The organism is Jiangella endophytica, from assembly GCF_003427025.1.
GTDB classification, from domain to species: Bacteria; Actinomycetota; Actinomycetes; order Jiangellales; family Jiangellaceae; genus Jiangella; species Jiangella endophytica.
In genome coordinates, this window is the sequence record NZ_QVAI01000009.1 from 1 (window position 1) to 24,930 (window position 24,930).

A 24,930-nucleotide genomic window follows, 5' to 3' on the forward strand; every position below is an offset into this window, starting at 1 on the left:
CTTCCGTCTGTGGTGCGCATGGTGACGACGTCCTTTCGTGGAGGGTGCCTGCGCGGCTTCCGATCGGCACCTGGCGTCGGACGCCGGCTGGCGAGCCTGAGTCCACGTTAGGAGGTGCGCGTGGTGATGCCACTAGCGCAGGGCGCCGACCTACTTGCGATTCGCGCCACCTTCGGTTCGTCGTGATCGGCAAGTCCGGTGGCGGCTGATGCAGGTGGGTCACGTAGGCGGACGACTACGATCGAGGCATGGCGGGCGAGCGTTTCGAGCTGGAACCGGCTGTCAAGGCCCTCCTCCACGACCTCGGCATATCGCCGGCTCGCGTCCTTCGCCGAGCCGCGTTGCCGGCCGACCTGTTCGCTCGCCGTCCCATCGAGTTGACCACCCCGGAGTACTACCGGTTCTGGGTGGCGCTGGACGCCGAAGGCGATGTGGCCGGGCCTCGTGATCTCGCGGTCGACATCGGTGCGGCGATCTCGGCCGAGCTGTTCTCGCCGCCGATCTTCGCGGCACTCTGCAGCCCTGACCTCACCACGGCCGCGGAACGGCTGGCTACCTACAAGCCGCTGATCGGCCCACTTCGACTCGACATCGATGCCACGGACGGGTTACGGATCACCTGCGTCTGGCCGTCCGGCTCGACGCCGCCCGCGCTCCTCGGCATCACCGAGCTGATCTTCTGGGTCGCGCTGGCCCGCATCGCCACACGGGAGCGGGTTCGGCCGGCTCGGGTCACCGTGCCCGGAGCGACGGTCTCCTCGACGTCGGTCGACACCTATTTCGGCACGCGGGTCCGCGCGGGCTCGGACTACTCGATCGCCTTCGCGTCCGCCGACGCCGGTCGGCCCTTCCTCACCGAGAACGCGCAGATGTGGCGCGTCTTCGCGCCGGACCTTCGCCGGCGGCTGGCTGATCTCCAGGTGTCGGCCACGGTCGCGGACCGCGTGCGCGCTGCCCTCGTCGAGACACTGCCGGCCGGCGATGCCTCCATCGGCGCGGTGACCGGCCAACTCGCCACCAGCGCACGTACGCTGCAGCGGCGGCTCACCCAGGAGGGCACATCCTTCCAGGCCGTCCTGGCCGGCACGCGCGAGAGCCTCGCCCGGCACTACCTCGGCGCCGGCAACCTGCGCACGGCGGAGATCGCCTTCCTGCTCGGCTACGACGACACCAACTCGTTCTACCGAGCCTTCAAAGGATGGACGGGCACCACTCCTGACGTCGTCCGCTCGGCTGCCGGGGGCAAGACGTGACGGCGCCGGCACGCGGCCAGGGGTGAGGCCCGGTGAGGGTGAGTTGGCCGATGCGTCGTGGTCGGTCGGTCCTGGTCCAGGGCCGGGTGGGAACCACCGCGTGCATGCCGCCGGCTCGGGGCGGTCGCGCGGGTTCGTGTCCCGCCGGGCTACGGAGAAGCACCCCTCGCCCGTGGGAACGCAAGGTGATCCGCTTCCGTCTGTTCGGCCGTCCATAGTGGTCGCGGTCTGAGGGCGCCGCGCAGGCGCTGCTCAGGCGCCGAGGTGGTCCTCGATCCGGGCGAGGCGGTCGGTGAGGTCGGCCAGCGTGCCGCGGAGCCAGGTCTCCTCGACGTCTCGTTCGAGCTGGATGCGGCCGAAGGAGACGCCGTAGTAGAAGGCCGAGAGGGCGGCGGGCGTGACCGTCTCGGTGACGCCGGCGAGGCGCATGGCTTCGCCGGCCGGGCCGTCGTCCTGGATGAGGCCCAGCAGGAGGTGGCTGGCGGTGGTGGCGTCGGAGCCGTGTTCGGCGGCCTGGGCGGCGCCGACGGCGAGTGCGGCCCGGGTGCCGGCGGCGAGCGCGGGGGCCTCGACGGCGTCCGCTCCGGGCGCCGTCCGGTGCGAGCCGATCGCCTGCTTCAGCGCGCCGCGGATGGACGCGCGCGGGAAGCCGAGCAACTCGACGGCGTTGAGTGCCAGGCTCTCGCCCTCGTCCAGGAGGGCCTGCAGGATGTCGCCGGTGTCGACCTCGGCGGCACCGCGAGCCCGGGCGGCATCGTAGGCCTGGCGCAGCATCTGTGCCACGTGGTGGTTGGGCGGCGGCGTGAGTCCGGCCCACCCTGGCAGGCCGGGGTCGACGGGGGAGAAGCCGGCGACGTCGCCCGTGCTCTCGAGGGCCTGGGTGAGGGCGACCTGGCAGATCCGCGACACAGGCAGCCGGGCCTCGCGGACGCGGTCGGCGAGGGCGTCGGGCAGATAGACGTTGACCTTGGGCACGGGCGCATCCTGTCGCGGCATCGGGGACGAAAAGGGACGGTCGGGATTGATATCACTCTAACCCCAGGGTTATAGTAGGAATATGCCCGCGCTTCTGACTCGCCGCCGCGCCGTCGACTACGGTCACGTGGCCAGCGCGCTCTGTCGCGGTCGCTGATCGACCTCATCGTTCTGATCTCTCCGGCCGCGATTCGGGCGGCGACCACGGGCACCCACCTCGAGCACGGGGACCGTCGTCGCGCGTCCCGAGGCCCTCATGACAAAGGCTGCGATGCGATGACCCGGCTTCACCCTGCCCTCGACGGAACCGTGCCGTTCGGCGCGGACGAGCTCGATGCCGCCCGGACCGACCTGACGACGGGGATCAACCGGCTGTTCGCCGCGTCGGTGATGTCGGCCAGCGGCCACGGGAACATCAGCGTTCGGCTGCCCGGGCACGACGACCTGCTCGCGGTCAACGCGGGCGAACTGCTCCGGCCATGGCCGGGCGGCGACCTGCGGGTCGGCGTCGCCGGGTTGCGCACCGTCAACGACGATGTGGTCGTGGTGCGCCTGGACGGCGAGGTGCTCTACGGGACACCGTCGCCGTCGGTGGCCTCGATCCTCAAGATGCACATCGGCGTCTACCAGACCAAGCCCGACGTCACCGCCGTGATCCACACCCACTCGCCGTACGCCACCGCGTACGCGCTGGCCGGGGTGACGCTGCCGGCACGGTACGAGGCCCTGCTCATCCACGGCCAGCCGGTCGACGTGCCGGTGGTGCCCTGGGCGCCACGCGGCACCGCCGAGGCGGTCCAGGCCATCGCCGGCACCTACCGGGCGCATCCCGAGACGTACGGCGTGCTGCTGGGCAATCACGGCCTGCTCGTCGCCGGCGACACCGCTGTGCACGCCGCCGGCCTGGTCACCGCGATCGAGGAGGCCGCCGTGTCCGGCCTCGCCGCCGCGCCGCTGGGCGGTCCGGTCGCCTTCCCGGACTACGTGCGCGACCTGAACCTCCGCCTGTTCTGACACCACGAGACCTCGAGGCCGAGGTCCGAGACCTCCGAAAGCGAGATCCGCCATGTCTATCTGGACCCGATCCCACCGCCGGTCGACAGCCGCGACGGCCGCCACCCTGCTGCTCGGTCTCGTGCTGGCCGCCTGCGGTGGCGGTGACGACGAGACGACGACGGAGTCCGCGGCCGGCGCCACCGGCGACGGCGGCGAGCCGACCACCGTCACGCTCGCCTCCGCGCCGCTCGGCCACCTGGCGCCCGTCTACCTCGCGCAGGAGAACGGCATCTTCGCCGAGCACGGCCTGGAGGTCGAGGTCGACACGGAGACGTCGGACCTCACCTCGGTGCCGTCCGTGCTCGCGGGCAAGGTCGACTTCGCCACCGGAGACCTGACGACGCTCATCGTCGCGCGGTCGAAGGGCCTCGATGTCAAGGCGGTCGTGCCGGCGTCGGCGTCCACCGGCGTCGCGGGCGAGGACTACGGCGCGCTGGTCGTCGCCGGCGACTCGGGCATCACGAGCCCGAAGCAGCTCGAGGGCAGGACCGTCGCCGTCAACATCCTCACCAACATCGCGGCCGCCGCGGCGCGCGAGGCGATCAGCGCGGACGGCGGCGACCCGGAGGCGATCGAGCTGGTGGAGCTGCCGTTCCCGCAGGTGCCGGCCGCCATCAGCTCCGGTCAGGTCGACGGCGCCTGGGTGGTCGAGCCGTTCCTGTCCGCGGCGAAGGCGGAGGGCGCGGTGCCCATCGGCTGGGGCTTCACCGACCTCGCGGAGGACCTGACGGTGTCGGCCTGGTACTCGTCCGGCGCCTTCGCGGCCGACAACGCGGAGACGGTCACGGCCTTCCGGGACGCGATCCGCGACGCGTACGCCTATGCCCGCGAGCACGAGGACGAGGTCCGTGCGATCATCCCGACCTTCACCGAGATCCCGCCCGAGGTGGCCGATCGCATCACGATCACCGGCTGGCGCGACGAGGTCAGCCGCCAGGCCGCGGAGAAGCTGGTCGACTACGCGATCCGCGACGAACTGATCACCGAGGCGCCCGACCTCGACGCACTGATCCTCCCGTGAGTCAGAGCAGCCCGGCGGCGACGGCGGCAGCCGCTGCCGCCGCCGCGGGCCTGGCGGGCGGCGCCCTGCCGATGGGTCACCCGGAGCCGCCGGCGCATCCGGGCCCGGAGCCGCAGCCGCAGCCGGCGCAGGGGTACGGCCGGGTCCTCGGGCTCCTCGGCCTGGTCGTCACCGCGGCCGGCTACGAGGTCGTGACCAGGGCCTTCTTCTCGCCTCGGCACGTGCCCCCACTGGGCGACATCGTGCCGGAGGCCGGCGGGCTGCTCACCGACCCGGAGTTCTGGACGGCGACCGGCCGGACCCTCGCGGTGTCGGCGATCGGCCTGGTCATCGCCGCCGTCGCGGGAATCGCGATCGGCTTCGGCATCGGCTCCGTGCCGTGGCTGCTGAAGGTGACGTCGTCGACGCTGGACTTCCTGCGGCCGGTGCCGTCGATCGTGCTGATCCCGGTGCTGGTGCTGGTCCTGGACGTCGCCGAGATCACGGTGCTGCTGGTCGCGGTGTCGTGCTTCTGGATCGTCCTCTTCCAGGTGCTGTACGGCCTGCGTGACGTCGACCCCGTCGCCGTCGAGACCGCCCGAAGCTTCCGCCTCGGCCGGGCGGCGCGCACGGTGCACGTCGTCTGGCCGACCGTCCTGCCGTACCTGGCGACCGCGTTCCGGCTGATGGTGTCGGTCGCGCTGGCACTGGCGCTGACCGGCGGGCTGGTGATGGGCGCGGCCGGTCTCGGAGAGCTGATCTGGGCCAGCCAGGAGGCCGGCGAGGTGGCGGCCATGTACGCGCTGGTGCTGCTGACCGGTGCCATCGGCATCGTGCTGGACACGCTGGCCCGGCTGGCCGAGCGGCGGCTGTTGCACTGGCACGTCGCGACCCGGCGGGAGCTGGTCCGATGACGGCGCGTCGCAGCCGCGCCCTCGCCGGGGCACGCGGCGTCGGGTACGCGCTCGGGCTGCCGGTGGTCCTGCTGGCCTTGTGGTGGGTGGCCGGCGACGGCAGTGCGAACATCTTCCTGCCCTCGCTGCGCGAGATCCTGGACGCGTTCGGCCGGGTCTGGTTCTCCGACGTGTTCGTCCACGACGTCGTGCCCAGCCTGTGGCGCCTGGCCGCCGGGTACGGCGCCGCGCTGCTGGCGGGCGTGGCCGCCGGGTACGTGATCGGGCGGTGGGCCGTCGTCCGCGCGCTGGCCAGCCCGGCGCTGGCGTACTTCCGGGTCCTCCCGGCGCCGGTGATCATCCCGGTCCTGCTGGTCGCCGTCGGCATCGGCGACACCACCAAGCTGATCGTGATCGCGTTCGGTGCGCTGTGGCCGATCCTGCTCAACACCGCCGACGGCGTCCGCGGTGTCGACGAGGTGACGCTGGAGACGGCGGCGGCGTACCGGCTCACCGGGTGGGCCCGGCACCGGCTGGTCCTGCGCGCGGCCAGCCCGCAGATCTTCGCCGGCGCCCGGCAGGCCCTCGGCGTCGCGATCATCCTCATGGTGGTCAGCGAGATGCTCATGAGCACCGACGGGCTCGGCTTCACCGTCATCCAGTTCCAGCGGACGTTCGCCTTCCCGGAGATGTGGAGCGGAGTCCTCCTCCTCGGCGTCCTCGGCTTCGTCCTCGCCAAGCTCTTCGAGCTGGTCGAACGGTACGCGCTGCGGTGGCACCGGGGACTCACCGGACGGCAGGAGGGATCATCGTGACGAGCGGATCGGGTGACGGCGGCAGCGTGCTGTTGCGCGTCGACGGCGTCGGCAAGACCTACGTGTCGCGGGAACGGACGGTGCAGGCGCTGGCCGGCATCGACCTGGCCGTGCGCGACGGCGAGTTCGTCTCCGTCGTCGGGCCGTCGGGCGGCGGCAAGACGACGCTGCTGAAGATCGTGGCGGGGCTGCTGCCGGCGACGGCGGGAGAGGTCGTGCTGGGCGGGCGGCGGGTCACCGAGCCGCCGGCCGAGCTCGGGATCGTCTTCCAGGAGTACGGCCGCAGCCTGTTCGCCTGGAAGACCGTCCGTGAGAACGTCGAGCTGCCGCTGCGGCAGCGGCGTACGCCCAAGGCCGAGCGGCGGGCGCTGGTCGACGAGGCGCTGGAGGCGGTGGGGCTCGACGGTGTCGGCACGGCCTACCCATGGCAGCTGTCCGGCGGCATGCAGCAGCGGGTCGCGATCGCGCGGGCGATCGCCTACCGGCCTCGGCTGCTGCTCATGGACGAGCCGTTCTCCGCCGTCGACGCCCAGACCCGCGGCGACCTGGAGGATCTGCTGGCCCGGCTGTGGCGGCGCTACGCGATCACCGTCCTGTTCATCACCCACGACATCGACGAGGCCGTCTACCTGAGCGAGCGCGTCGTCGTCCTCGGGTCCGCGCCGGCCGCCGTCCGGGCCGAGATCGCCGTCGACCTGCCGGCCGAGCGCGACCAGCTCAGCACCCGCTCCGACCCGCGCTTCGCCGAGCTGCGCGCGCAGGTCTACGCCCAGATCCGCCGCCCGCCCGCGGACGCCGGCCCCGTCGCCTCCGCATCCATCCGACAGGAGACCGTGACGACATGAGCAGCCCCGATCCCGCTCCCCGCTGGGTCGACACCGGCGGCGGGGAGGGTCCGCTGTGGTCCTTCCGCGTCGGCGACGTCGAGGTGTTCCCGATCCGGGAGGTCGACTACCTCCCGGCGCCCACGGACTTCTTCCCGCAGCTGGAGACGGAGTCCTGGACCGACGGCGCATTCTACACCCGCGAGCCGTTCACCCGCGACGGGCGCATCCTGCTCAACCAGGAGGCGCACCTGCTCAAGGTGGGGGACCGGCGCATCCTCGTCGACGCCGGCGGCGGCAACGGCAAGGCGCGGCGCGGCGGCAGTGTGTACGACCGCACCGACCGGCCGTTCCTCGAGCAGTTCCCGCGGGCCGGGGTGGCGCTGGAGGACATCGACACCGTCGTCTTCACCCACCTGCACGTCGACCACGTCGGCTTCGCCACCAGCGCCGACGGCGACGGCGGCTGGGTGCCGACGTTCCCGAACGCCCGCTACCTCGTGGTGCGGCCGGAGTTCGACTGGTGGACGAGCGCCGATGGCGCCCGTGCGCTGGAGCGGACCGGCGACTACATCGCCGACAGCATCCTGCCGCTGCGCGACGCGGGGGTGCTCGACCTGGTCGCCGCCGACCACCGGGTCGCGCCGGGCGTCCGGCTGGTGCCGGCGTTCGGGCACACCCCGGGCAACGTCTACGTCGAGGTCGAGTCGGCCGGGAAGCGCGCGCTCTTCGCCGGCGACATGCTGCACCACGGCGTCCAGTTGGAGCGCCCGGAGTGGAGCATCCGCTACTGCGTCCTGCCCGGTGACTCCGCCGACCAGCGTCGCAGGCTGCTGGAGCGGGTCGCCGACACCGGAGACCTGCTGATCCCGGCGCACTTCCCGTTCCCGGCCGCCGGGTACGTGAGCCGGGCCGAGCGCGGGTTCACCTACACCTTCATCGACGTGTGATGCCGCGCTACATCGCCGACTTCCACACCCATTACGCCAACCCCGAGTACCCGGCGCTGCTGCCGCGGAACTCCGCGGCCGTGCTGGAGACCCGATGGGCCGGGCTGGCGCGGCGGATCGCCGACCTCGACGACCTGCTCGGCGAGACCGGCCGCGACGACATCGACCTGCGGGTCCTCAGCGCGCCGCCGTCGCTGGTCACCCCGGCGGGCGAGCGGACCGCCCCCGACGACCAGCGCCGGATCAACGACCACCTCGCCGAGGCGGTGGCGTCCGTCCCGGAGCGGCTGGCCGGGCTCGCCACCGTCGACGCGTTCGGCGGCGAACCGGCCGCGGCCGAGGCGGTGCGGGCGGTCCGCGAGCTGGGGCTGTCCGGCATCGTGGTCGACTGCGCCACCGACGGCCGGCTGCTCAGCGACCCTTCGGCGCGGCCGGCGCTGACGGCGGCCGCCGAGCTGGGCGTGCCGGTGTTCGCCCACCCGATCAGCCCCGACGTGCTGACGACGGCGTTCGCCGGGCTCGGCCGGTACGGGACGTCGTTGGCCCGCGGCACCATCAACGCGGCCGCCCTGCTGTCGCTGCTGGCCGACGGCGTCCTGGCGGAGCTGCCGGAGCTGCACGTCGTGTTCCCGATGCTCGGCATCGCCGGATTGTCCCTCGCCGCCGCGGCCGACGACGGCGACGCGTTGCGGGCCCAGGTCTACGTCGACACGATGGGGTTCGTGCCGGCGGCGGTGCGGTTCGCGACGGAGCTGCTCGGCGCCGACCACGTGCTGGTCGGCAGCGACTGGCCGATCGGCGTCCGCGGGGCCAGCCGCGACCGCGTCGAGGCGGTGCTCGCGGCCGCCGGGCTCGCGCCGGACGAGGCCGACCTGGTCGCCGGCGGGACGGCGCTGCGACTCGTGAGGTCGTCGCCGCCCTGATCGCGACCGGCGGGGGCTCGGCCCGGCCGTGGTGTGCCTGACCGGCCGTGCCGGCAACGGCCCGATCGTGGTCCGGACCCCAGTGGTCAGAGCCAGCCGCGGCGCTCGGCTTCGCGCCCTGCCTGGAAGCGGCTGGTGGCGCCGAGGCCGTCCATGATGCCGGAGATGCGGCGCCGAGCGGTGCGGATGCTCACCCCCAGCTGGCGCGCCACCGCCGCGTCCTTCAGGCCCATGGCCAGCAGGGTGAGCAGGTCGGCGTCGTCAGGTGGGATGGGCGCGGCGTCGTGCGGCCGGTCGAGGACCGGAGCGGACGACCACAGCGTCTCGAAGAGGGCCAGGAGCGCGTCGAGCAGTCCGGACTCGTGCACCAGCGCGACCGACTCGGACACCTCCTCGCGGGTCAGTGGCACGACCGCGGTGTGCTGGTCGAAGATCGTCAGCTTGAGCGGGACCTTGGGCAGCACGCGGGCCTGCTCGCCGTGCGCGACGAGGGTGCGGACGTTGGCCAGCCGCAGCGGGTCCTGCAACGCCGTGGAGTCGTAGACGACCCGGATGTTCACGCCGCGTTCGAGGAACGGCAGTTCGCCCTCGACCTCGCCCGACAGGGCGTAGGCGTACGGCGGACGGTCGAAGATGAGGAACTCGCTCGCCGCCGCGGCGAGCGCGGCCGTTCTGTCGCGGATCTCGTCGCTGCCGACGATGACCTCCACGGCCTGGTGGTGGGCGTCGCCGAACGCGGCGAGCCGATGCTCGGCGGCCAGGGCCGGCAGGTGCGCGTTGACGTCCTCCAGTTGCTCGTGCCGGCGGCGCAGGAGCGCCGGGACGGCGATCTCGGGGTCGGCCGCGGTCGGCGGCCGGCCGGGAACGCCGGGCTGGATGAGGCCCTCCGCCCGCAGGTGCTGGATCGCCTTCTCGACACGGTGCCGGCTGATCTCGAGCGTGCGGGCGAGCTCGGCGAGCGAACCGGACCGGCGCCGCAGCACTGCGCGATAGACGCTCTCGTCGACGTCGGACAGGCCGAGACCCTGCAGCACGGTCGCAGGATAGCGGCGTCGCATGACGTCGTGGTGACGGTCCCGGTCCGCTACCTCACCGAACACTGCCCGCCGGCCCGGCCGGCCGCCTCGTTGGGGTCACCGAGGTCGATGGGAGCGGGTGCGTTGCCCGTGCACGTCAGCGGTCCGTGGACGTCATTGCCCGAGACGGCCGCGGGCAGGTGAGGAGCGTTGTCCTGGATCGTGAGTGGCCCGGTGCGGCTGCCCACGATCGACAGCGCCCGCGTGGTGCCGGTCGCCGTGACCGGTCCCGAGACGGACACGTCGTCGAGGCCGAGGACCGCGGCGCCGACGGCCCGGACCGATCCCGTGACCGATGCTCTCGTGGCCAGGAGCGCGGCGCCGGCCCCGACCGTGACCCCGCCGGTGACCCGGGCGCCGTCGTCGAGGCAGGTGGTCCCGGAGTCCACGCTCAGGGGACCGCGGTGCTGGCCGGTCAGCGTCCGGTCGCAGGCGACCGCCATGACGTGCGAGCTCGAGGTGCCGACCCGCAGTTCGTGCGTCCCCGCCGCGATCGGGCCCAGGTCCCAGACGACGGTGGTGCTCTCGCCGGGGCCGAGCGCGACGTCGGTCGTCATGGCGGCGACGCCGTCGAGCACCAGCGTGGCCGCGTGCGAGCCGGTGGCCAGGCCCACGTTCGTGACCTCGGCGACGGTGTGCAGGGGGTCGCCGGCCGGGACGACCGGCGGGACCGCACGGACGGCGTGGCTGACGAACACCGGCGTCCGGGCGTTGCCGGCCGCGTCGTAGGCGATGGTCGCGAAGTCCGACGGCGCGACGAGTGGGTCGTCGCCGACGCCCAGGTCGCTGCCTCCGGTGACGAACACGCGCGCGCCGTCCGGGCTGACCGTGACCGCGGCCGCGTCGTCGTCATCGCCGGCGGGTCCGTCGTAGCGCGCGGCCCAGCGTTGCGTGCCGCCGGCGGCCTCGTAGGCGACGGTGGCGAAGTCGTCACCGCTGTCCTCGCCGGCGCTCGTCCCGGTGACGACGACCTGCGAGCCGTCGCGGCTCACGGCGACGGCAGCGGCGGCGTCGACGCCCCCGGCAGGGCCCGAGTAGCTGGAGACCCAGGAGGTCGCGCCGGTGGCGGCGGCGTACCGGACGGTCGCGTAGTCGGCGGAGGCGCTGGTCGAGCCCGCGGAGCTCTGCCCGGTGACGTAGACGCCGCTGCCGTCCGGGCTCACGGCGACCGCGGCGGCCCGGTCGACGGAGCCGCCCGGTCCGTCGAAGGTCGCGGTCCAGACCCTGGTGCCGTCGTCCGTGCCGTAGGCGGCGGTCGCGTAGTCGGGCAGGCCCCGGTCCCCGCGCGTGGTGCCGGTGACGAAGAGCCGGTCACCGTCCGGGCTCACGGCGAGGGCGACGGCATCGTCGCTCCCACCGGCCGGCCCGTCGTAGCGCGCCGCCCAGACCTGCTCGCCCGTGGGGACGGAGTACGCGACCGTCGCGTGGTCCCAGCCCGAGGTGGCGCCGGGGCTGTGTCCCGTGACGAACACGACGTCGCCCCGCGGGCTCACGGCCAGGTCGTTCGCCGAGTCGAAACCGGTGGCCGGACCGTCATAGAGGGCGACCCAGCGCTGGAGGCCGGTCGCGGCGTCGTACGCGACCGTCCCGTAGTCGGTGTGCGACGTGGCGCCTGTGCGCAGTTGCACCTGGCCGGTGACGAGCACGGTGCCGCCGTCCGGGCTGACACCCACCGCCCGGGCGTTGTCGAAGTCGTCGCCGGGACCGTTGTAGCGGGCGAGCCACAGCTCGTCGCCCGTGGAAGCGTCGTACGCGAGCGTCGCGTAGTCGCCGCCGGAGGCGCCCACTCCGCGGCCCACGCTCAGGCCGGTGACGTACACGCGGGTACCGTCCGGGCTCAACGCGATGTCGTTGGCTCCGTCCTGGCCGTGCGCCGGGCCGTCGTAGCGGGCCCGCCACAGCGTGCGGCCGGTCGCGGTGTCGTAGGCGACGGTGAGGTAGTCGACCTGGCTGCCCTCGCCGGAACTGGTGCCCGCGACGTACAACCGGCGGCCGTCCGCGCTGACCACCGCGGCGCCGGCGAAGTCCTGCCCGGCGGCCACCGGGCCGTGCTCGCGAACGACCCACAGCCCGGAGCACTCGCCACCACAGGTGAGGGCGAAGTCCACCGTGTTCGCGCTCCCGGCCGTGGTGGTCACGGTGACCGGTGCGGGTTCGGCGAACAGGTCGGGTCTTGCGACGACCCGGTGCGTGCCGCGGGGAACGTCGCCGATCGTGTAGCGACCGGCGGAGTCCGTGACGGCCGAGCGCGGACCGTCGGCGAGTTCGACGGTGACGCCGGGGACACCGGTTCCGCTCGCGGCGTACGAGACCACGCCGGTGATCGTGTCGGTGGGCAGCGGGGACAGGGCGAGGTCGCGCCGGGTGACCTCGTCGCCGGTGACGACCGTGCCGGGGCTGGAGAGATCGGAGAAGCCGAACCTGCTGGCGGTGAGCGTGTAGGTGCCGGGGGAAAGGTACAGACGGTAGCTGCCGTCGTCCGCGGTGGTGGTCGTGACGCCGGGCGCGCCGGCGTCACCGGCGCCGGTTGCGGTGACGGCGGTGTTCGACGCGGGCCTGCCGTTCACGGCGTCCGTCACCTGTCCGGCCACGCCGCTCAGTGCGATGTCGGCCGACCGGACCGCGTCGGTCACCGTGAGGGCCCGCACGGTGGCGACGAGCCGGCCCTCCCAGGCCGCTTCGAGCGAGTACGTCCCAGAGGGAAGGCGGATATCGAAACGTCCGTCCGCCGACGTTCGCTGGGAGATCCCGAGACCTGTCACGCTGACGACGACGCCGGAGACCGGCGCCCGGGTGGCGGCGTCGACGACGGTGCCGGTCACGCCGGTGTGGAGGGCGACGTGGGCCACGGCCTGGCGGGCGTCGACGCGACCCTGGCCGTACCGGGTGTTGGGCCGCGCAAGGCCGTAGCGGTCGTCGAAGAACGACGTGGCGCGCAGTGTCTCGGCGATCTGCGCGACGGTCAGCGTCGGATCGGCCGACAGCATCAGAGCGGCCACGCCCGCGACATGCGGCGCGGCCATGGACGTGCCGCTGCTGCGCCCGTAGACGATGCCGCCGAAGCCGTTGGAGCTGGACGAGTGGATGTCGACGCCGGGCGCGGACACGTCGGGCACGACCCAGGAGTCCGGCCAGTCGGCGGGCGGCTGCTGGAACTCCGCCGTCGTCACGGTGGCGCCGCTGGAGAACGCGGCCACGTCGTCGGCGACGTCCGTGGCGCCGACGGTGAGCGCCTCCGGGATGTCACCGGGGCCGCCGTGGCACCCCTCGCCGCAGTTGCCCGCGGCGGCGACCGGCAGCACGCCGGCGGCGGCCATGTTCCTGAGGGGTTGGACCATGGCGTCGATGACGCCGCCGGTCGCAGGGCTGAACGACATGTTGACCACGTCCGCGGGCTCGCCGGCCGGGTTCCCGGCCTGATCGTAGGGATCCATCGCCCATTGCATGCCGGCGATGATCTGCGGCGTGGTGCCCGAGCCGCTGGGCAGCACACGGCCGCTCATGAGCACAGCACCCGGCGCGACGCCGATGTGGGTACCGCCCGCAGCGCCGCCCAGCACCGTGCCGGAGACATGGGTGCCGTGTCCGTTGGTGTCGGCGGGGAGCGTGTGCCGCGGGACGCCGTTCGCGTCCCACTCCATCCAGCCGCCGGGGTGATACGGGTCGCCGGGAACGTCGGTGGCCAGCCGGTCGGACAGCTCGGGGTGCCTGGCGTTGACGCCGGTGTCGAGGACCGCGACGCGCACGCCGGACCCGGTGACGCCGAACTCGTCCCAGACGTCGTCGGCGCCGATGCGATCGAGACCCCAGGTGACGTCGTCGGCGTCGGCGGGTACCAGGTCCCGCGCCGGCTCCGGGATGGTCATCTCCTGGACGGCCAGAGCGCGGGAGACCGCGGGCTCGTTGCTGAGCGCGGCGAGCACCTCGGCGGTGGACCGGACGAGGACGAGGTTGCCGATCCAGAAGGTGTTCAGGACCTCGGCGCCGCGGTCCTCGATCTCGTCGATGACCGCGGGCTGGCTCTCCTCGGCTGCCTTCCGGAGCGCGGCGACGACGGCGTCGTGGTCGTTCTCGATCGCGGCGAGGTCGGGGGCGGCGCGCAGCGAGAGCAGATAGTCGATCTCCTCACCCGGTGCGGTGCCGGCGACCTCGGCGCGCAGCTCCGGATCGACGACGGCCGTGCGAAGCGCGGCCGCCGGGCTGCTTGCGGTCGCCGGTGAGGTGACCACCGGCGCGAGCACCACGAGGACGCCGAGGGCACCGGCGGCCGCATGCGCGCGGGCGGATCGGCGGGTAAGGCGTGGACGACTACGCATGGCTGACCTCACTGGTGATGGGGACGGACCTGCCCGGGCGTCGTCGCCGGTGCTCAGTTCGGGAGCTTGATGCGGTGCACGCTGCCGCCGAACGTGCCGGCGTAGAGGTGGCGCCGGCCCTGGTCCAGCGCGAGGCTGGTCACGTTCGAGTTGCTCAGTCCGGCGCTCATCGACGTCCAGGAGGCGCCGCCGTCGCCGCTGACGAGCACGCCGCGGCCGGACTCGACGACACCGAACTCGTCGTAGAACGAGCCCGCCGACGCGAACACCCGCCGGCCGGGGCCCGGCTCGTACAGCAGGTCGGTGACCCACATGTCGAGGCCGGGGGTGTCCGCGGGCACGAGCGTCTCCCCGCCGTCGGCGCTGGTGTACAGCGTGCGGCCGCCGACGGTCAGGTGCCCGGGCTCGTCCGGGTCGGCCGCGATGGCCGTCACCGGCACGTCGGCCAGCCGCTCGAACGTCACTCCGCCGTCGTCGGATCGGTACAGGCCCTCGTGATCGCCGGCCCAGATGCGCTGCGGGTCGGCCGGGTCGCCGGCGAGCGCCCGGAACACCCGGCCCTGGTCCAGCTTGCGCCAGGTTCCGCCACCGTCCTCGCTGACCACCAGACCGGCACCGGTCAGGCTGGAGTAGCCCGCGTAGACGCGATCCGGGTCGGCGGGGTGCACCAGAAGCGAGTGGGGGAACTCCGACGGCTGCGAGACCCGCTCCCACGTCGCCCCGCCGTCCGAGCTGCGCTGGATGCTGAACGTCAGCACCGGGTCCTTGCTGACCTTGTAGACGACGGACGGATCCGTCGAAGACACCGCCACGTACTCCGCCGCGACGCCGAACAGGCCCTCGCCGCCGGACTCCCACTCCAGGTCGGCCGGACGGATCGAGTCGCCGCCGGTCAGCGGCGTGCGGAAGGTGTCGCGGTAGGTGCCGGCCACCAGGACCGGACCGGTCGCGTCCTGGGCGATCGCCAGGTCGTACACCCGTGCGGCCGGGATGCCGACCCGTTCGAACTCTCCCGGCGCGCCGGCTCGGTAGATGCCGGCGCCGGACGACGCCACGTACAGGTCGCCGCCGGTGCCGGGCCAGCCGCCGATGTCGAACTCGACCGACGGCGGCATGGGGTCGCCCCACTGCTCCCAGCGGGCGCCGCGGTCGCGGCCCACCCAGGTGCCGGTGCCGCTGATGCCGTAGAGCGTGTCGCCGACCAGGTCCAGCGCCTGGAAGCTGCTACCCGTGGACTGCAGCACCAGCTGGAACGTGGCACCGCCGTCGTGTGAGGCGTAGACCCAGGCGCTGGGGTAGGCGGTGACGAAGATGCTCTCGGTGTCGCCGGCGACCCGGCCGGCCCAGCCCAGCACGCCCGGCCGGTACACGACCTCCGACCTCGACGGCGCCGGTCCGAGAGCGTCGCGGATGACGACCAGGCCGCTGTTCGTGGCGGCGTACACGTCAGGGCCGATCCAGTGCAGGTCGCGGGGGTTCGCGCCGATGCTGGGCAGCTCCGCCCAGGTGGCGCCGTCGTCGTGGGTGATCCGCACCATGCCGCCGCCGCTGACGACCAGGGCCCGGCCGGTGGGGTCCAGTGCCAGTTCGTCGATGTGCCGGTCCCAGCCGGGCAGCACCCGCCACGACCCGCCGCCGTCAGCGGTGTGCACGATTCTGCCCTCGTAGCTCGGGTCGGCCGCGCCACCGTTCATCGCGACGTACATGGCACCGCTGCCGCGCGGGTCGACCTCGACGTCGGCGGCGCTGCCGCCCGACATCGGCATGGTGCGCAGCTCGCGCCAGGTGCGCATCCGATCCTCGGTGACGAAGACGCTCGGCGAGCCGAGCGGGACGACGGCGGTGCGACGGCGGTCACGGCCGGCGTCGAAGGCGAGCCAGCCGGCCTCGGCGCTCGGCCCGATCTGCTGCCAGGTGGAGACGCCGGTACGGCCGGTCACCGGTGCGGCGACCTCGAACGCCGCGGCGCCGGTGAGGCCTGCCGCTCCGTACTCGGAGGTCGCGGTGCCGGTGACGGTGGCGTCGCACCGTCCGGCATCGGCGACCGTCATCGTGGCGTGCCAGGAGCCCGTGCCGTGGGGCGCCAGCTCCGGCCGCCGCGGCTCCAGCCCGGGGCAGGTGACCTCCAGCACGGGCGGACTCGCGAGTGGAGCCGGGCTGCTCACGTACAGGGAGGTCTGGGCGCCCACCGGCACGGGATCAGGGGTGACATGGACGGTCAGGTGCCGCGCCGAGAGCAGGAACGGCACGCGGCCGTGACCCTCGATCTCCACCCAGCCGGAGACATCGGTGTCGGCGGTGGTCCGGTCGGCGGTCAGCCGGACGGTGACGGCGCCGGTGCCGCCGGGTGTGAGGGAGAGCTCCGCGGGCTCGACGGTGACTGTGCCGGCGCCGTCCGTGACGGTCGCCGTCAGGCCGAGGGGCGTGGTCTGCGTTCCGAGGTTCTCGAGGGTGAGCCGGGCGGTCCCGGTGAGCTGCCGCTGCGCGGCCGCATCCAGGTCGGCCAGGCCGAATGACAGCGTCGTGGGCGTCGCCAGGACCTCGGCGTCGACAGCACGCGAGACGTCCAGCCGGCCGGCGCCCTGCGCGAGCGGGCCGGCGTCATCGCGCAGCGGACGAGCCGTGCCGGCCAGGGCGGCGCCGACCTGCGCCGGCGTCCAGTCCGGGTGCCGTTGGCGCACGAGCGCGGCCGCGCCCGCCACATGGGGGGCGGCCATGCTGGTGCCGCTCGCCCGGCCGTGCCGCTGCCCGGGCAGCGTCGACAGGATCTCGACCCCCGGCGCGACGAGGTCCGGCTTGGCGGTGAAGCGCGCTGTCGGGCCGCGGGAGCTGAAGTCGGCCAGCAGATCGGTCCCCTCGCCGCCGGTGATCTCGATCTCGACCTTCTCGCTCAGGTGCGACTGCAGCGTGGCTGCGCTGGCGCCGGGGATCCGCAGCGCCACCAGCGATCCGACCCTGCCGTCGTCGGTCATCCCGGTGGTGAACTCGTCACTGGGCGCCGGATCGGTCGTCGGTGCGCCTGCCACGGGTTCCGCGGCGGCTGGTCGCGGGCGCCAGAAGTCGGGCGTGTAGATCAGCGCCGCGGCCGCGCCACGTGCCTCGGCCGCGGCGGCCAGCCCGAACGCGTCACCGTCGTCGATCACCAGGACCGCCTTGTCGGTGACGTCGACGCCCTCGTAGTCCGCGGGCCGGCCCTCGCCGACGTCGACCACGGCCACCCGCAGCGGGTCGGCGGGCGCGGCCGCCGAGACCTCCGCACGCACGGCCCGCAGGTCCTGCTCGCCCGGTGCGACCATCCGTGCTCGCGGGACCCACACGCCGCTGGTGCTGGCGCCGACGGCCAGGGCACCGTCGGCGGCGGCCGGTGACTGCACCGAGTGCGCGCCCGGCCCGGCGTTACCGGCGGAGACCGTCACGACGACTCCGGCCTCGACGGCGCTGCGGACGGCCGTCGAGAGCGGGTCCGTGCCGTCGCCGGGGCCGCTGAGGCTGAGGTTGACGACATCGGCGCGATGCGGGTTGTCCGGCGCGACGGCCGCGTCCAAGCCGGCGATGATGTCGGACAACTGGCCGTTGCCGCTGCTGTTCATCACCTTGTACGCGGTGAGCGTCGCACCCGGCGCCACCCCTCGGACGGCACCGTCGGCGGCCACGATGCCCGCGACGTGGGTGCCATGGCCGTTGTCGTCCATCGGGTCGGCATCGTCGTTCACCAGGTCGTAGCCGGCCACGACCTTGTGGTCCGGCCCGAAGCCGCCGCCGAGGTCCGGATGCGAGTAGTCGATGCCGCTGTCCAGGACCGCGACCGTGATGCCGGTCCCCGTGACAGCCCGGCCGTCGGGAGCGGTCGTGTCCCACGCCTCGGGTGCGCCGACCAGCGGCACGCTGTCCTCGAGCGCCAGCGCGTAGGACGCGTCCGGGTGCACGGCGCGGACGCCGTCGAGGCCGGCCAGCTCCTGGACCTGGTCCGCCGGCACGTCCACCACGAGGCCGCTGTATGCCGCGGTGAGCCGGTGGACGACGTCCACGTCCAGGCCGGTCTCGTCGGCCTGACCGAGCACGGCATCCTGGGCCCGCAGCACCGTGACGCCGTACTCGCGGGCGCGATCGCGGGACCCGTCGGCGCGGACCACGGCCAGAGCCGGCGGAGCGGTCAGCTCCACGATCACCCGGGCGTTGCCGGTCGTCTGCTCGGGCGTCGCGGTGATCGGAACCGCCAGCGCCGCGACCAGCACGACAGCCGCTGCGAGGCTCGTTCGGGTCCACCGATTCATGTCTGCTCCCGAGGTGGTGACCATCGATCGCCCACGACAGGCTGGGGGCGGCGGCCACGAGACTATGGCGCGCGACGGCCGGTGGCGTGGCCGGAGAATGCCAATGACACGAAGTGGTCATCGCGCCCGCCCGGGGCCGGTGCCTGGCTGTGCCGGGCCCAGGGCGGCGATTTGCACGGCGCCCAGACCTGACGTAGGTTCGGCGGCTACCGAAGCGAAACGCTTCGATAGTGTGCGCCGAACGTTCGACGACGGAGTCCGACATGGCATCGATCCACGACGTGGCCCAGGCGGCCGGCGTGTCGATCAGTACCGTGTCCTACGCGCTGAGCGGCAAGCGCCCGGTCGCCGAGGCGACCCGGTCGCGCATCGCGGCGATCGCCGACGAGCTCGGATACCAGCCGAACGCCGGCGCTCGGATGCTCGCCGGACGGCGGACCCAGCTGCTCGCCCTCACCGCGCCGCTGCACGCGGAGACCTCGACGCCGGCGCACATGGCGTTCGTCCTCGCCGTCGTCACGGCCGCGCGCCGCTACGACTACGACGTCGTCCTGCTCACCGAGGAGGAGGCCACCGGTGGCCTCAGGCGGGTCACGTCGACGAAGCTGGTCGACGGCATCATCGTGCTCGACGTCGCCGTCGACGACCGCCGGGTGGGGCTCGTGCGCGACCTCAGCATCCCGGCCGTCCTGGTCGGCGTTCCGGGTGACACCGACGGTCTCGTCTGTGTCGACCTCGACTTCGAGGCCGCGGCGCGGCTCGCCGTCGACAGCCTCGCCGACGAGGGCCACACGTCGATCGCGCTGATCGGCGATCCGCATGGCATCTACGAGCGTGGCTCCAACTTCCCGCGCCGCTTCCGCGACGCTTTCGCGGCGCGAGCCGCCGAACGCGGGATCACCTCGACCTTCGCGGAGTCGTCGCGCAACCTGGTCGAGCTGCGTGCTGTCGTCGACGCCGCCCTCGCCGCCGTGCCGCGCCCGACCGGCCTGGTCATGCAGTGCGCCGAGACCATCCAGCTGGCGGTCATGGAGCACCTGGCCGGGACCGGCCTGAGCATCCCTGCCGACCTCTCGGTCATCTCGGCCGCCTCGACCTTCGACACGTCGAAGTTCTCGCCCCCGCTCGACGTCATCCCGCTGGTGCCGGCCGAGTCCTGCGACCGTGCCGTCGACCTGATGATGCGCGCCCTGGACCACCCGCTCGATCCGGCCGTGGAACTCCTCGAGCCGGCCTACCACTCCCACGGCTCCGTCGGCCGGCCGCAGATCGCGGCCGCGCCCGCGGCACCGTAGAACCCTCGCCCGCCCACCCCCGCAGAGAGACGCAGCGCCATGATCGAAACGCTTCGACGTACCTCGGCCCCGGAGGTCCATGGTGCCCGATGAGCTGAGCGCGCGCCGGCTGGCCCGCTGGACCGGCCGCCTCGCCTACGGCGGCGACTACAACCCGGAACAGTGGCCGGAGGAGGTCTGGCACGAGGACGTGGCGCTGATGCGCACGGCCGGCGTCGACACCGCCACCATCGGCGTCTTCTCCTGGTCGATGCTCGAGCCGGAGGAGGGCGTCCACGAGTTCGGCTGGCTCGACCGGGTGATGGACCTGCTGCACGACAACGACATCAAGGCCGTCCTCGCCACCCCGACCGCCGCTCCGCCGCCGTGGTTCACGCTGGCGCACCCCGAGGCGCTGCCCATCACCCCGACCGGCGTCCGGCTCATCCACGGCAGCCGCGACACCTACAACCCCGCCGCGCCCGCCTACCGCGCAGCCGCCCGGCGCATCACCCGCGCGCTCGCCGAACGCTACGCCGACCACCCCGCGCTGGCCCTGTGGCACGTCCACAACGAGTACGGGACCGTCTCCTACGGGCCGGTGACCGACGAGGCGTTCCGGGCCTGGCTCACGCGGCGCTACGGCGACCTCGGCGCCTTGAACCGGACGTGGAACACGGCGTTCTGGTCGCAGCGCTACGGCCGGTGGGAGGAGATCTTCGCGCCGCAGGCCACGCAGTACCTGCCGAACCCGGCGCACGTGCTCGACTTCAAGCGGTTCAGCGCCGACCTGCTGACCGGCTGCCTCGACGACCAGCTCGCGATCCTGCGCGAGGTGACGCCGGGCGTTCCCGTCACCACCAACTTCATGCTGCCCACCTGGAACCACTACGACCAGTGGGCGTTCGCCCGGCGCGTCGACCAGGTCTCGATCGATCACTACCTCGACGACCGCGGGCCGGCGGGGGAGACCCACGTCGCGTTCGGCGCCGACCTCGCCCGCAGCTTCAACGCCGGCCGGCCGTGGTTGCTCATGGAGCAGGCCACCACCCTGGTCTACGACTACGCCGGCGGCCGCATGCATCCGAAGGAGCCGGGCCGCATGCGCCGCAACACCCTGCAGTACCTGGCCCGCGGCGCCACCGGCTCGCTGTTCTTCCAATGGCGTTCCCCGCAGGTCGGTGCGGAGTTCTTCCACTCCGCGATGGTGCCGCACGCCGGCCCCGACACCCGGATCTTCCGGGAGGTCACCGAGCTGGGCGCGGACCTGCTCCGGCTGGCCGAGCTGGCCGAGCCGCCGGACATCGGGCCCGTCAACGACCACCGGGTCGCCATCGTGTGGCAACCCGACGCCTGGTGGGCCGCCGACACCCGGGCGATGCCCTCGTCCGACATCGGCTTCCTCGACGCCGTCCGGCGCGCGCACACGGCGCTGTGGAACCTCGGCGTCAACACCGACGTCGTCGACCCCGACGGCGACCTCGCCCGCTACGACCTCGTGCTCGTGCCGAGCATGCTGGCGGTCAGCGACGATCAGGCCGGTGCGTTCGACGCGTACGTCCGCGCCGGCGGGCACCTCGTCGTCTGGCACTTCGCCGGCAGCACCGACGAGCACCTGCGGGTCCGCCCCGGCGGTTACTCCGGCGCCTTCGCGCCCACCCTGGGCGTGCGGGTCGAGGAGCACGTCCCGCTCGCGCCGGACGACACGGTCGCCCTCGACGACGGCAGCACCGCCGGAGCCTGGACCGAACTCGTCCATCTCGCCGGTGCGCAGAGCGTCGCCGGCTACGGCGCCGGCACGCATCTGGTGATCCCGCCGGGAGCGCCGGCGATCACCCGGCACCGCCGCGGCGCCGGCGTCGCGCACTACCTGTCGACCCGGCTGGCCCCGGACGCACTCGAACGCCACCTCGACCGGATCCGGTCCGAGGCCGGGGTGTCCCGCGCCCACGAGGCGGCCGGGCACGGCCTCGAGGTGGTCCGCCGCCGCGCCGCGGACCGCGACTACCTCTTCGTCCTCAACCACACGTCCGAGACGCGCACGCTCGTCCTCACCGGGACGGACCTGCTGACCGGACGCGAGTTCGACGGCCCGGTCGAGCTGGCGGCCGGTGCCGCCGTCGTCGTCCGCGAGACCGGCAGCACCCCCTGACCGAGCGGGCGACCGCCCCGCCGAGCGCCACCCCCCGGGTGGAGCACCAGAAAGGAGTGCCGACGATGGCACGGAAGTTGAAGAGCAGGCTCACGACCGCGCTCGCCTTGGCAACCGGCCCGGTGCTGTTCCTGGCCGCCTGTGGCGGCGGGGACGACGACTCCGGCGCGGCGGCGAACGAGGGTCCGGTCACCATCGAGTTCTGGGGCTGGGTCCCCGGCCTGGAGGAGGCCGTGGCCCAGTGGAACGAGGAGAACCCGGACGTCCAGGTCGAGTTCTTCCGGATGACCGGTGACGACGGCGACAAGATCCCGGCCGCGATCGACGCCGGCACCGCCCCCGACGTCGTGCAGATGTCGGTGCACTCCATCCCGGGTCACATCGTCAACAACCGGCTCACCGAGCTGACGGACATCGCCGGCGACTGGGAGGACCGCTTCACGCCGAGCTCCTGGGGCTCCGTGGTGTTCGACGGCGCGCTGTACGCGATCCCGCAGGACTCCGGGCCGACCGGGCTGATGTACCGCACGGACATCTTCGCCCAGCACGGCGTCGAGGTTCCCACGACCTGGACGGAGTTCGTCGAGGCCGGCCGGGCGCTCAAGGCCGCCGACCCCGCCCTCACGATCGCGCAGTTCTCACCCAACGAGACCGGCTTCTGGATCCAGAGCGTCTGGCAGAACGGCGGCAGCTGGAACGGCATCGACGGTGACGCGTGGACGGTGAACGTCGCCGACGAGCACAGCCTCGAGGTGGCCGAGGTGTGGCAGACCCTGCTCGACGAGGAACTGGTCACCACCGTCGAGATGTGGACGCCCGAGTACTGGGCGGCGATCAACGCCGGCACCATCGCCACGGTCAACTACGCCGCGTGGTTCCCGGTCCTGCTGGAGGAGAGCGCCGGCGCCACGGCCGGCAACTGGGCGGTCGCACCGAGCCCGACGTTCGACGGCGAGGAGTCGGCCGGCGACACCGGCGGCAGCGTCAACGTCATCCCGGCCGGCACCGAGCACGTCGAGCAGGCCGCGGCCTTCGTCGAGTGGCTCAACACCAGCGACGAAGGGCTGGAGCACCTGATCAACGGTGGCATCTTCCCGTCCGCGGTGGCCGGTCTGGAGCACGAGGCGCTGATGGTCGAGGAGCCGTTCTTCGGCGGCCAGGTCATCAACGAGGTCTTCGCCGACGCCGCCCTCCAGGTGCCGGCCACCTGGGTCGACGGCCCGACGTTCGAGCTCACCCAGAACGCCCTCAAGGACGAGTTCGCCCAGGTGGCGAACGGCCGCAAGACGTTCGCCCAGGCGCTGGCCGACCTGGAGAGCCGGACCGTGGCCGACCTCACCGGCATGGGCCTGAGCGTCAGCGAATGAGCACCGGCACCTCCGTTCGACCGGCCGGATCCCGCCGCGCCCTGCGCAGCGGCGGGATCCGCTGGGCGCCGTACGTCTTCCTCACGCCGTTCGTCCTGCTGTTCCTGGTCTTCCTCGTCGCGCCGATCGTGACCGCGCTGTACACCAGCTTCTTCGCGGTCGAGCGCAGCGGACTGGGGTTCGGCAACGCGAACGAGAGCGTCTTCGTCGGGTTCGACAACTACGTCCGGGCGCTGTCCGACAGCGGGTTCGTCTCCAGCTTCGGGCGGGTGCTGCTCTTCGGTGTCGTGCAGGTGCCGGTGATGCTGGCGCTGTCGATCGCGCTCGCGCTGGTCTTCGACTCCGCGGTCGTGCGGTGGAAGCGCTTCTTCCAGCTCAGCGTCTTCATCCCGTACGCCGTCCCGGCGGTCGTGGCCACGCTGCTCTGGGGGTTCCTGTACCAGCCGCGGGTGAGCCCGATCGTCGAACTGCTGGAGTCCCTCGGGGTGAGCGCGAACTTCCTCGCGCCGGGCACGGTGCTGTGGTCGATCGCCAACGTGACGATCTGGTCGGTCACCGGCGTCAACATGATCATCATCTTCGCCGCGCTGCAGACCGTTCCCCGCGACATGTACGAGGCGGCCCGGCTCGACGGCGCCGGTGAGCTGCGGATGGCGCTGCAGATCAAGCTGCCGATGGTACTCCCGGCGATCTTCCTGACGACGCTCTTCTCGATCATCGGGACGCTGCAGCTGTTCAACGAGCCGATGACGCTGCGCTCGATCACCTCCAACGTGACCGGCGACTACACGCCGAACATGTCGGTCTTCACGGCCACGACGCTGGGCGGCAACATCAACCTCGGCTCGGCGATGGCGATCATCCTCGGCCTGGTGACGTTCGGGTTGTCGATCCTCGTCTCGGTCGTGTCCAACCGCAGGAGAGGGGCGACCCGATGACCGGGCCGAGCCGCCGCGCCCGCCTGCTCGGCTGGCTGTTCATGATCGCCGTCGGGCTCTACTTCCTGGCGCCGGTGTACTGGCTGATCGTGGCTTCGACGAAGTCGACCAGCGACCTGTTCTCCACGCCGGGGTTCTGGTTCGCCGACTTCAACCTCTGGCAGAACCTCGTCGACCTGAGCCAGCGGGACGGCGGCATCTTCTGGCGGTGGATGCTCAACTCGGTGATCTACTCCGGCCTCGGCAGCGTGCTGATGACGTTCATCAGCGTGATCTCCGGCTACGCGCTCGCGATGTACGAGTTCCGTGGCCGCCGGATCGTGCTGGCCGCCGTCATCGGCAGCATGCTCGTGCCGCAGACGGTGCTGGCCCAGCCGACCTACACCCTGCTGGTCGAGATCGGCCTGAGCAACACCATGCTGGGGGTCCTGCTGCCCAGCCTGGTCTACCCGTTCGGGGTGATGCTGGGTTTCGTCTACGCCAGGTCCAGCGTGCCGCCGGAGCTGCTGGAGGCGGCTCGGATGGACGGCGCCAGCGAATGGCGGGCGTTCTTCTCCATCGCCCTCAAGCTGCTCAGCCCCGGCTCGGTGACGATCCTGCTGTTCGCGTTCATCGGCAGCTGGAACAACTTCATGCTGCCGCTGCTGGTGCTCAGCGATCCGCGGCTGCAGCCGGTGACCGTGGGGCTGTCCGGCTGGAGCCAGGCCGCCATCACCATCCCCGGCCTGCAGACCCTGGTGATCGTCGGCGCACTGGTCTCGATCGTGCCGATCGTCGTCGTCTTCGTGTCGCTGCAGCGCTACTGGCGCTCGGGACTGGCCGCCGGCGGATTGAAGCTCTGACC

The 24,930-nt window shown here is 72.8% G+C and carries 17 protein-coding genes; 13 read left to right on the forward strand and 4 right to left on the reverse strand.

What is annotated here, in order from left to right; genetic code table 11:
* Positions 1-248: 248 nt before the first annotated feature.
* Positions 249-1,253, forward strand: coding sequence for an AraC family transcriptional regulator (locus DZA62_RS18290; RefSeq protein WP_116950361.1), 1,005 nt, complete (start codon positions 249-251; stop codon positions 1,251-1,253).
* 252 nt (positions 1,254-1,505) lie between these two features.
* Here the strand turns inward: DZA62_RS18290 and DZA62_RS18295 are convergent, their stop codons facing one another.
* Entirely contained in the window at positions 1,506-2,228 is a 723-nt protein-coding gene (locus tag DZA62_RS18295; RefSeq protein ID WP_198663923.1) for a Clp protease N-terminal domain-containing protein, read from the reverse strand.
* Between the two features lie 276 nt (positions 2,229-2,504).
* Between DZA62_RS18295 and DZA62_RS18300 the strand changes: the two genes are divergently transcribed.
* Genes DZA62_RS18300 through DZA62_RS18330 form a run of 7 tightly spaced genes read left to right on the forward strand, consistent with a single transcriptional unit; the run spans position 2,505 to position 8,689 of the window.
* Positions 2,505-3,242, forward strand: a complete 738-nt coding sequence (locus DZA62_RS18300) for a class II aldolase/adducin family protein (RefSeq protein ID WP_116950363.1) — start codon at positions 2,505-2,507, stop codon at positions 3,240-3,242.
* Positions 3,243-3,294: 52 nt separating this feature from the next.
* On the forward strand, positions 3,295-4,305 hold the full coding sequence (locus DZA62_RS18305; protein ID WP_116950364.1) for an ABC transporter substrate-binding protein: 1,011 nt from the start codon (positions 3,295-3,297) through the stop codon (positions 4,303-4,305).
* Positions 4,302-5,198 carry an ABC transporter permease gene (locus DZA62_RS18310; protein WP_116950365.1) on the forward strand — a complete coding sequence of 299 codons (897 nt, stop codon included), beginning with the start codon at positions 4,302-4,304 and terminating at the stop codon, positions 5,196-5,198. Before DZA62_RS18305 ends, DZA62_RS18310 begins: the two co-directional genes overlap by 4 nt.
* Positions 5,195-5,992 carry an ABC transporter permease gene (locus DZA62_RS18315; protein ID WP_116950366.1) on the forward strand — a complete coding sequence of 266 codons (798 nt, stop codon included), beginning with the start codon at positions 5,195-5,197 and terminating at the stop codon, positions 5,990-5,992. Before DZA62_RS18310 ends, DZA62_RS18315 begins: the two co-directional genes overlap by 4 nt.
* On the forward strand, positions 5,989-6,837 hold the full coding sequence (locus DZA62_RS18320; protein ID WP_198663924.1) for an ABC transporter ATP-binding protein: 849 nt from the start codon (positions 5,989-5,991) through the stop codon (positions 6,835-6,837). The genes DZA62_RS18315 and DZA62_RS18320 overlap by 4 nt, the downstream gene beginning before the upstream one ends.
* Positions 6,834-7,766: an MBL fold metallo-hydrolase gene (locus DZA62_RS18325; protein ID WP_116950367.1), complete on the forward strand. Its 933-nt coding sequence runs from the start codon at positions 6,834-6,836 to the stop codon at positions 7,764-7,766. The genes DZA62_RS18320 and DZA62_RS18325 overlap by 4 nt, the downstream gene beginning before the upstream one ends.
* Positions 7,766-8,689 (forward strand): amidohydrolase family protein, encoded by a 924-nt coding sequence (locus DZA62_RS18330; protein ID WP_116950368.1) that lies wholly within the window; start codon positions 7,766-7,768, stop codon positions 8,687-8,689. Before DZA62_RS18325 ends, DZA62_RS18330 begins: the two co-directional genes overlap by 1 nt.
* 86 nt (positions 8,690-8,775) lie before the next feature.
* Here DZA62_RS18330 and DZA62_RS18335 read toward each other — a convergent pair whose 3' ends face one another.
* The 3 genes from DZA62_RS18335 to DZA62_RS37255 are packed head-to-tail and all read right to left on the reverse strand — an operon-like array spanning position 8,776 to position 18,355.
* Positions 8,776-9,723, reverse strand: coding sequence for a helix-turn-helix transcriptional regulator (locus DZA62_RS18335; RefSeq protein ID WP_157987751.1), 948 nt, complete (start codon positions 9,721-9,723; stop codon positions 8,776-8,778).
* 50 nt (positions 9,724-9,773) lie between these two features.
* Positions 9,774-14,081, reverse strand: a complete 4,308-nt coding sequence (locus tag DZA62_RS18340) for a S8 family serine peptidase (protein WP_157987752.1) — start codon at positions 14,079-14,081, stop codon at positions 9,774-9,776.
* Positions 14,082-14,134: 53 nt separating this feature from the next.
* On the reverse strand, positions 14,135-18,355 hold the full coding sequence (locus DZA62_RS37255) for a S8 family serine peptidase (protein ID WP_198663925.1): 4,221 nt from the start codon (positions 18,353-18,355) through the stop codon (positions 14,135-14,137).
* Positions 18,356-18,618: 263 nt separating this feature from the next.
* On the opposite strand from DZA62_RS37255, the gene DZA62_RS18350 reads away from it, so the two are divergent.
* The 5 genes from DZA62_RS18350 to DZA62_RS18370 all read left to right on the forward strand — a co-directional run bounded on the left by DZA62_RS18350 (position 18,619) and on the right by DZA62_RS18370 (position 24,928).
* On the forward strand, positions 18,619-19,650 hold the full coding sequence (locus DZA62_RS18350; RefSeq protein ID WP_116950372.1) for a LacI family DNA-binding transcriptional regulator: 1,032 nt from the start codon (positions 18,619-18,621) through the stop codon (positions 19,648-19,650).
* Positions 19,651-19,729: 79 nt separating this feature from the next.
* The gene (locus tag DZA62_RS18355; RefSeq protein ID WP_116950373.1) at positions 19,730-21,781 is read left to right on the forward strand and encodes a beta-galactosidase; all 2,052 of its coding nucleotides are present in this window, start codon (positions 19,730-19,732) and stop codon (positions 21,779-21,781) included.
* Between the two features lie 65 nt (positions 21,782-21,846).
* On the forward strand, positions 21,847-23,148 hold the full coding sequence (locus DZA62_RS18360) for an ABC transporter substrate-binding protein (RefSeq protein WP_157987753.1): 1,302 nt from the start codon (positions 21,847-21,849) through the stop codon (positions 23,146-23,148).
* Positions 23,145-24,086: a carbohydrate ABC transporter permease gene (locus DZA62_RS18365; RefSeq protein ID WP_116950375.1), complete on the forward strand. Its 942-nt coding sequence runs from the start codon at positions 23,145-23,147 to the stop codon at positions 24,084-24,086. The genes DZA62_RS18360 and DZA62_RS18365 overlap by 4 nt, the downstream gene beginning before the upstream one ends.
* Positions 24,083-24,928, forward strand: coding sequence for a carbohydrate ABC transporter permease (locus DZA62_RS18370; RefSeq protein WP_116950376.1), 846 nt, complete (start codon positions 24,083-24,085; stop codon positions 24,926-24,928). Before DZA62_RS18365 ends, DZA62_RS18370 begins: the two co-directional genes overlap by 4 nt.
* Positions 24,929-24,930 lie beyond the last annotated feature (2 nt).

What these genes read in the sequence shown, in the direction of transcription:
- DZA62_RS18340 (WP_157987752.1), bottom strand. Translation starts at nt 14,081, where the DNA reads ATGCGTAGTCGTCCACGCCTTACCCGCCGATCCGCCCGCGCGCATGCG.
- DZA62_RS18355 (WP_116950373.1), top strand. Translation starts at nt 19,730, where the DNA reads ATGGTGCCCGATGAGCTGAGCGCGCGCCGGCTGGCCCGCTGGACCGGC.
- DZA62_RS18360 (WP_157987753.1), top strand. Translation starts at nt 21,847, where the DNA reads ATGGCACGGAAGTTGAAGAGCAGGCTCACGACCGCGCTCGCCTTGGCA.
- DZA62_RS37255 (WP_198663925.1), bottom strand. Translation starts at nt 18,355, where the DNA reads ATGAATCGGTGGACCCGAACGAGCCTCGCAGCGGCTGTCGTGCTGGTC.
- DZA62_RS18300 (WP_116950363.1), top strand. Translation starts at nt 2,505, where the DNA reads ATGACCCGGCTTCACCCTGCCCTCGACGGAACCGTGCCGTTCGGCGCG.
- DZA62_RS18325 (WP_116950367.1), top strand. Translation starts at nt 6,834, where the DNA reads ATGAGCAGCCCCGATCCCGCTCCCCGCTGGGTCGACACCGGCGGCGGG.
- DZA62_RS18330 (WP_116950368.1), top strand. Translation starts at nt 7,766, where the DNA reads ATGCCGCGCTACATCGCCGACTTCCACACCCATTACGCCAACCCCGAG.
- DZA62_RS18350 (WP_116950372.1), top strand. Translation starts at nt 18,619, where the DNA reads ATGGCATCGATCCACGACGTGGCCCAGGCGGCCGGCGTGTCGATCAGT.
- DZA62_RS18370 (WP_116950376.1), top strand. Translation starts at nt 24,083, where the DNA reads ATGACCGGGCCGAGCCGCCGCGCCCGCCTGCTCGGCTGGCTGTTCATG.
- DZA62_RS18305 (WP_116950364.1), top strand. Translation starts at nt 3,295, where the DNA reads ATGTCTATCTGGACCCGATCCCACCGCCGGTCGACAGCCGCGACGGCC.
- DZA62_RS18315 (WP_116950366.1), top strand. Translation starts at nt 5,195, where the DNA reads ATGACGGCGCGTCGCAGCCGCGCCCTCGCCGGGGCACGCGGCGTCGGG.
- DZA62_RS18365 (WP_116950375.1), top strand. Translation starts at nt 23,145, where the DNA reads ATGAGCACCGGCACCTCCGTTCGACCGGCCGGATCCCGCCGCGCCCTG.
- DZA62_RS18290 (WP_116950361.1), top strand. Translation starts at nt 249, where the DNA reads ATGGCGGGCGAGCGTTTCGAGCTGGAACCGGCTGTCAAGGCCCTCCTC.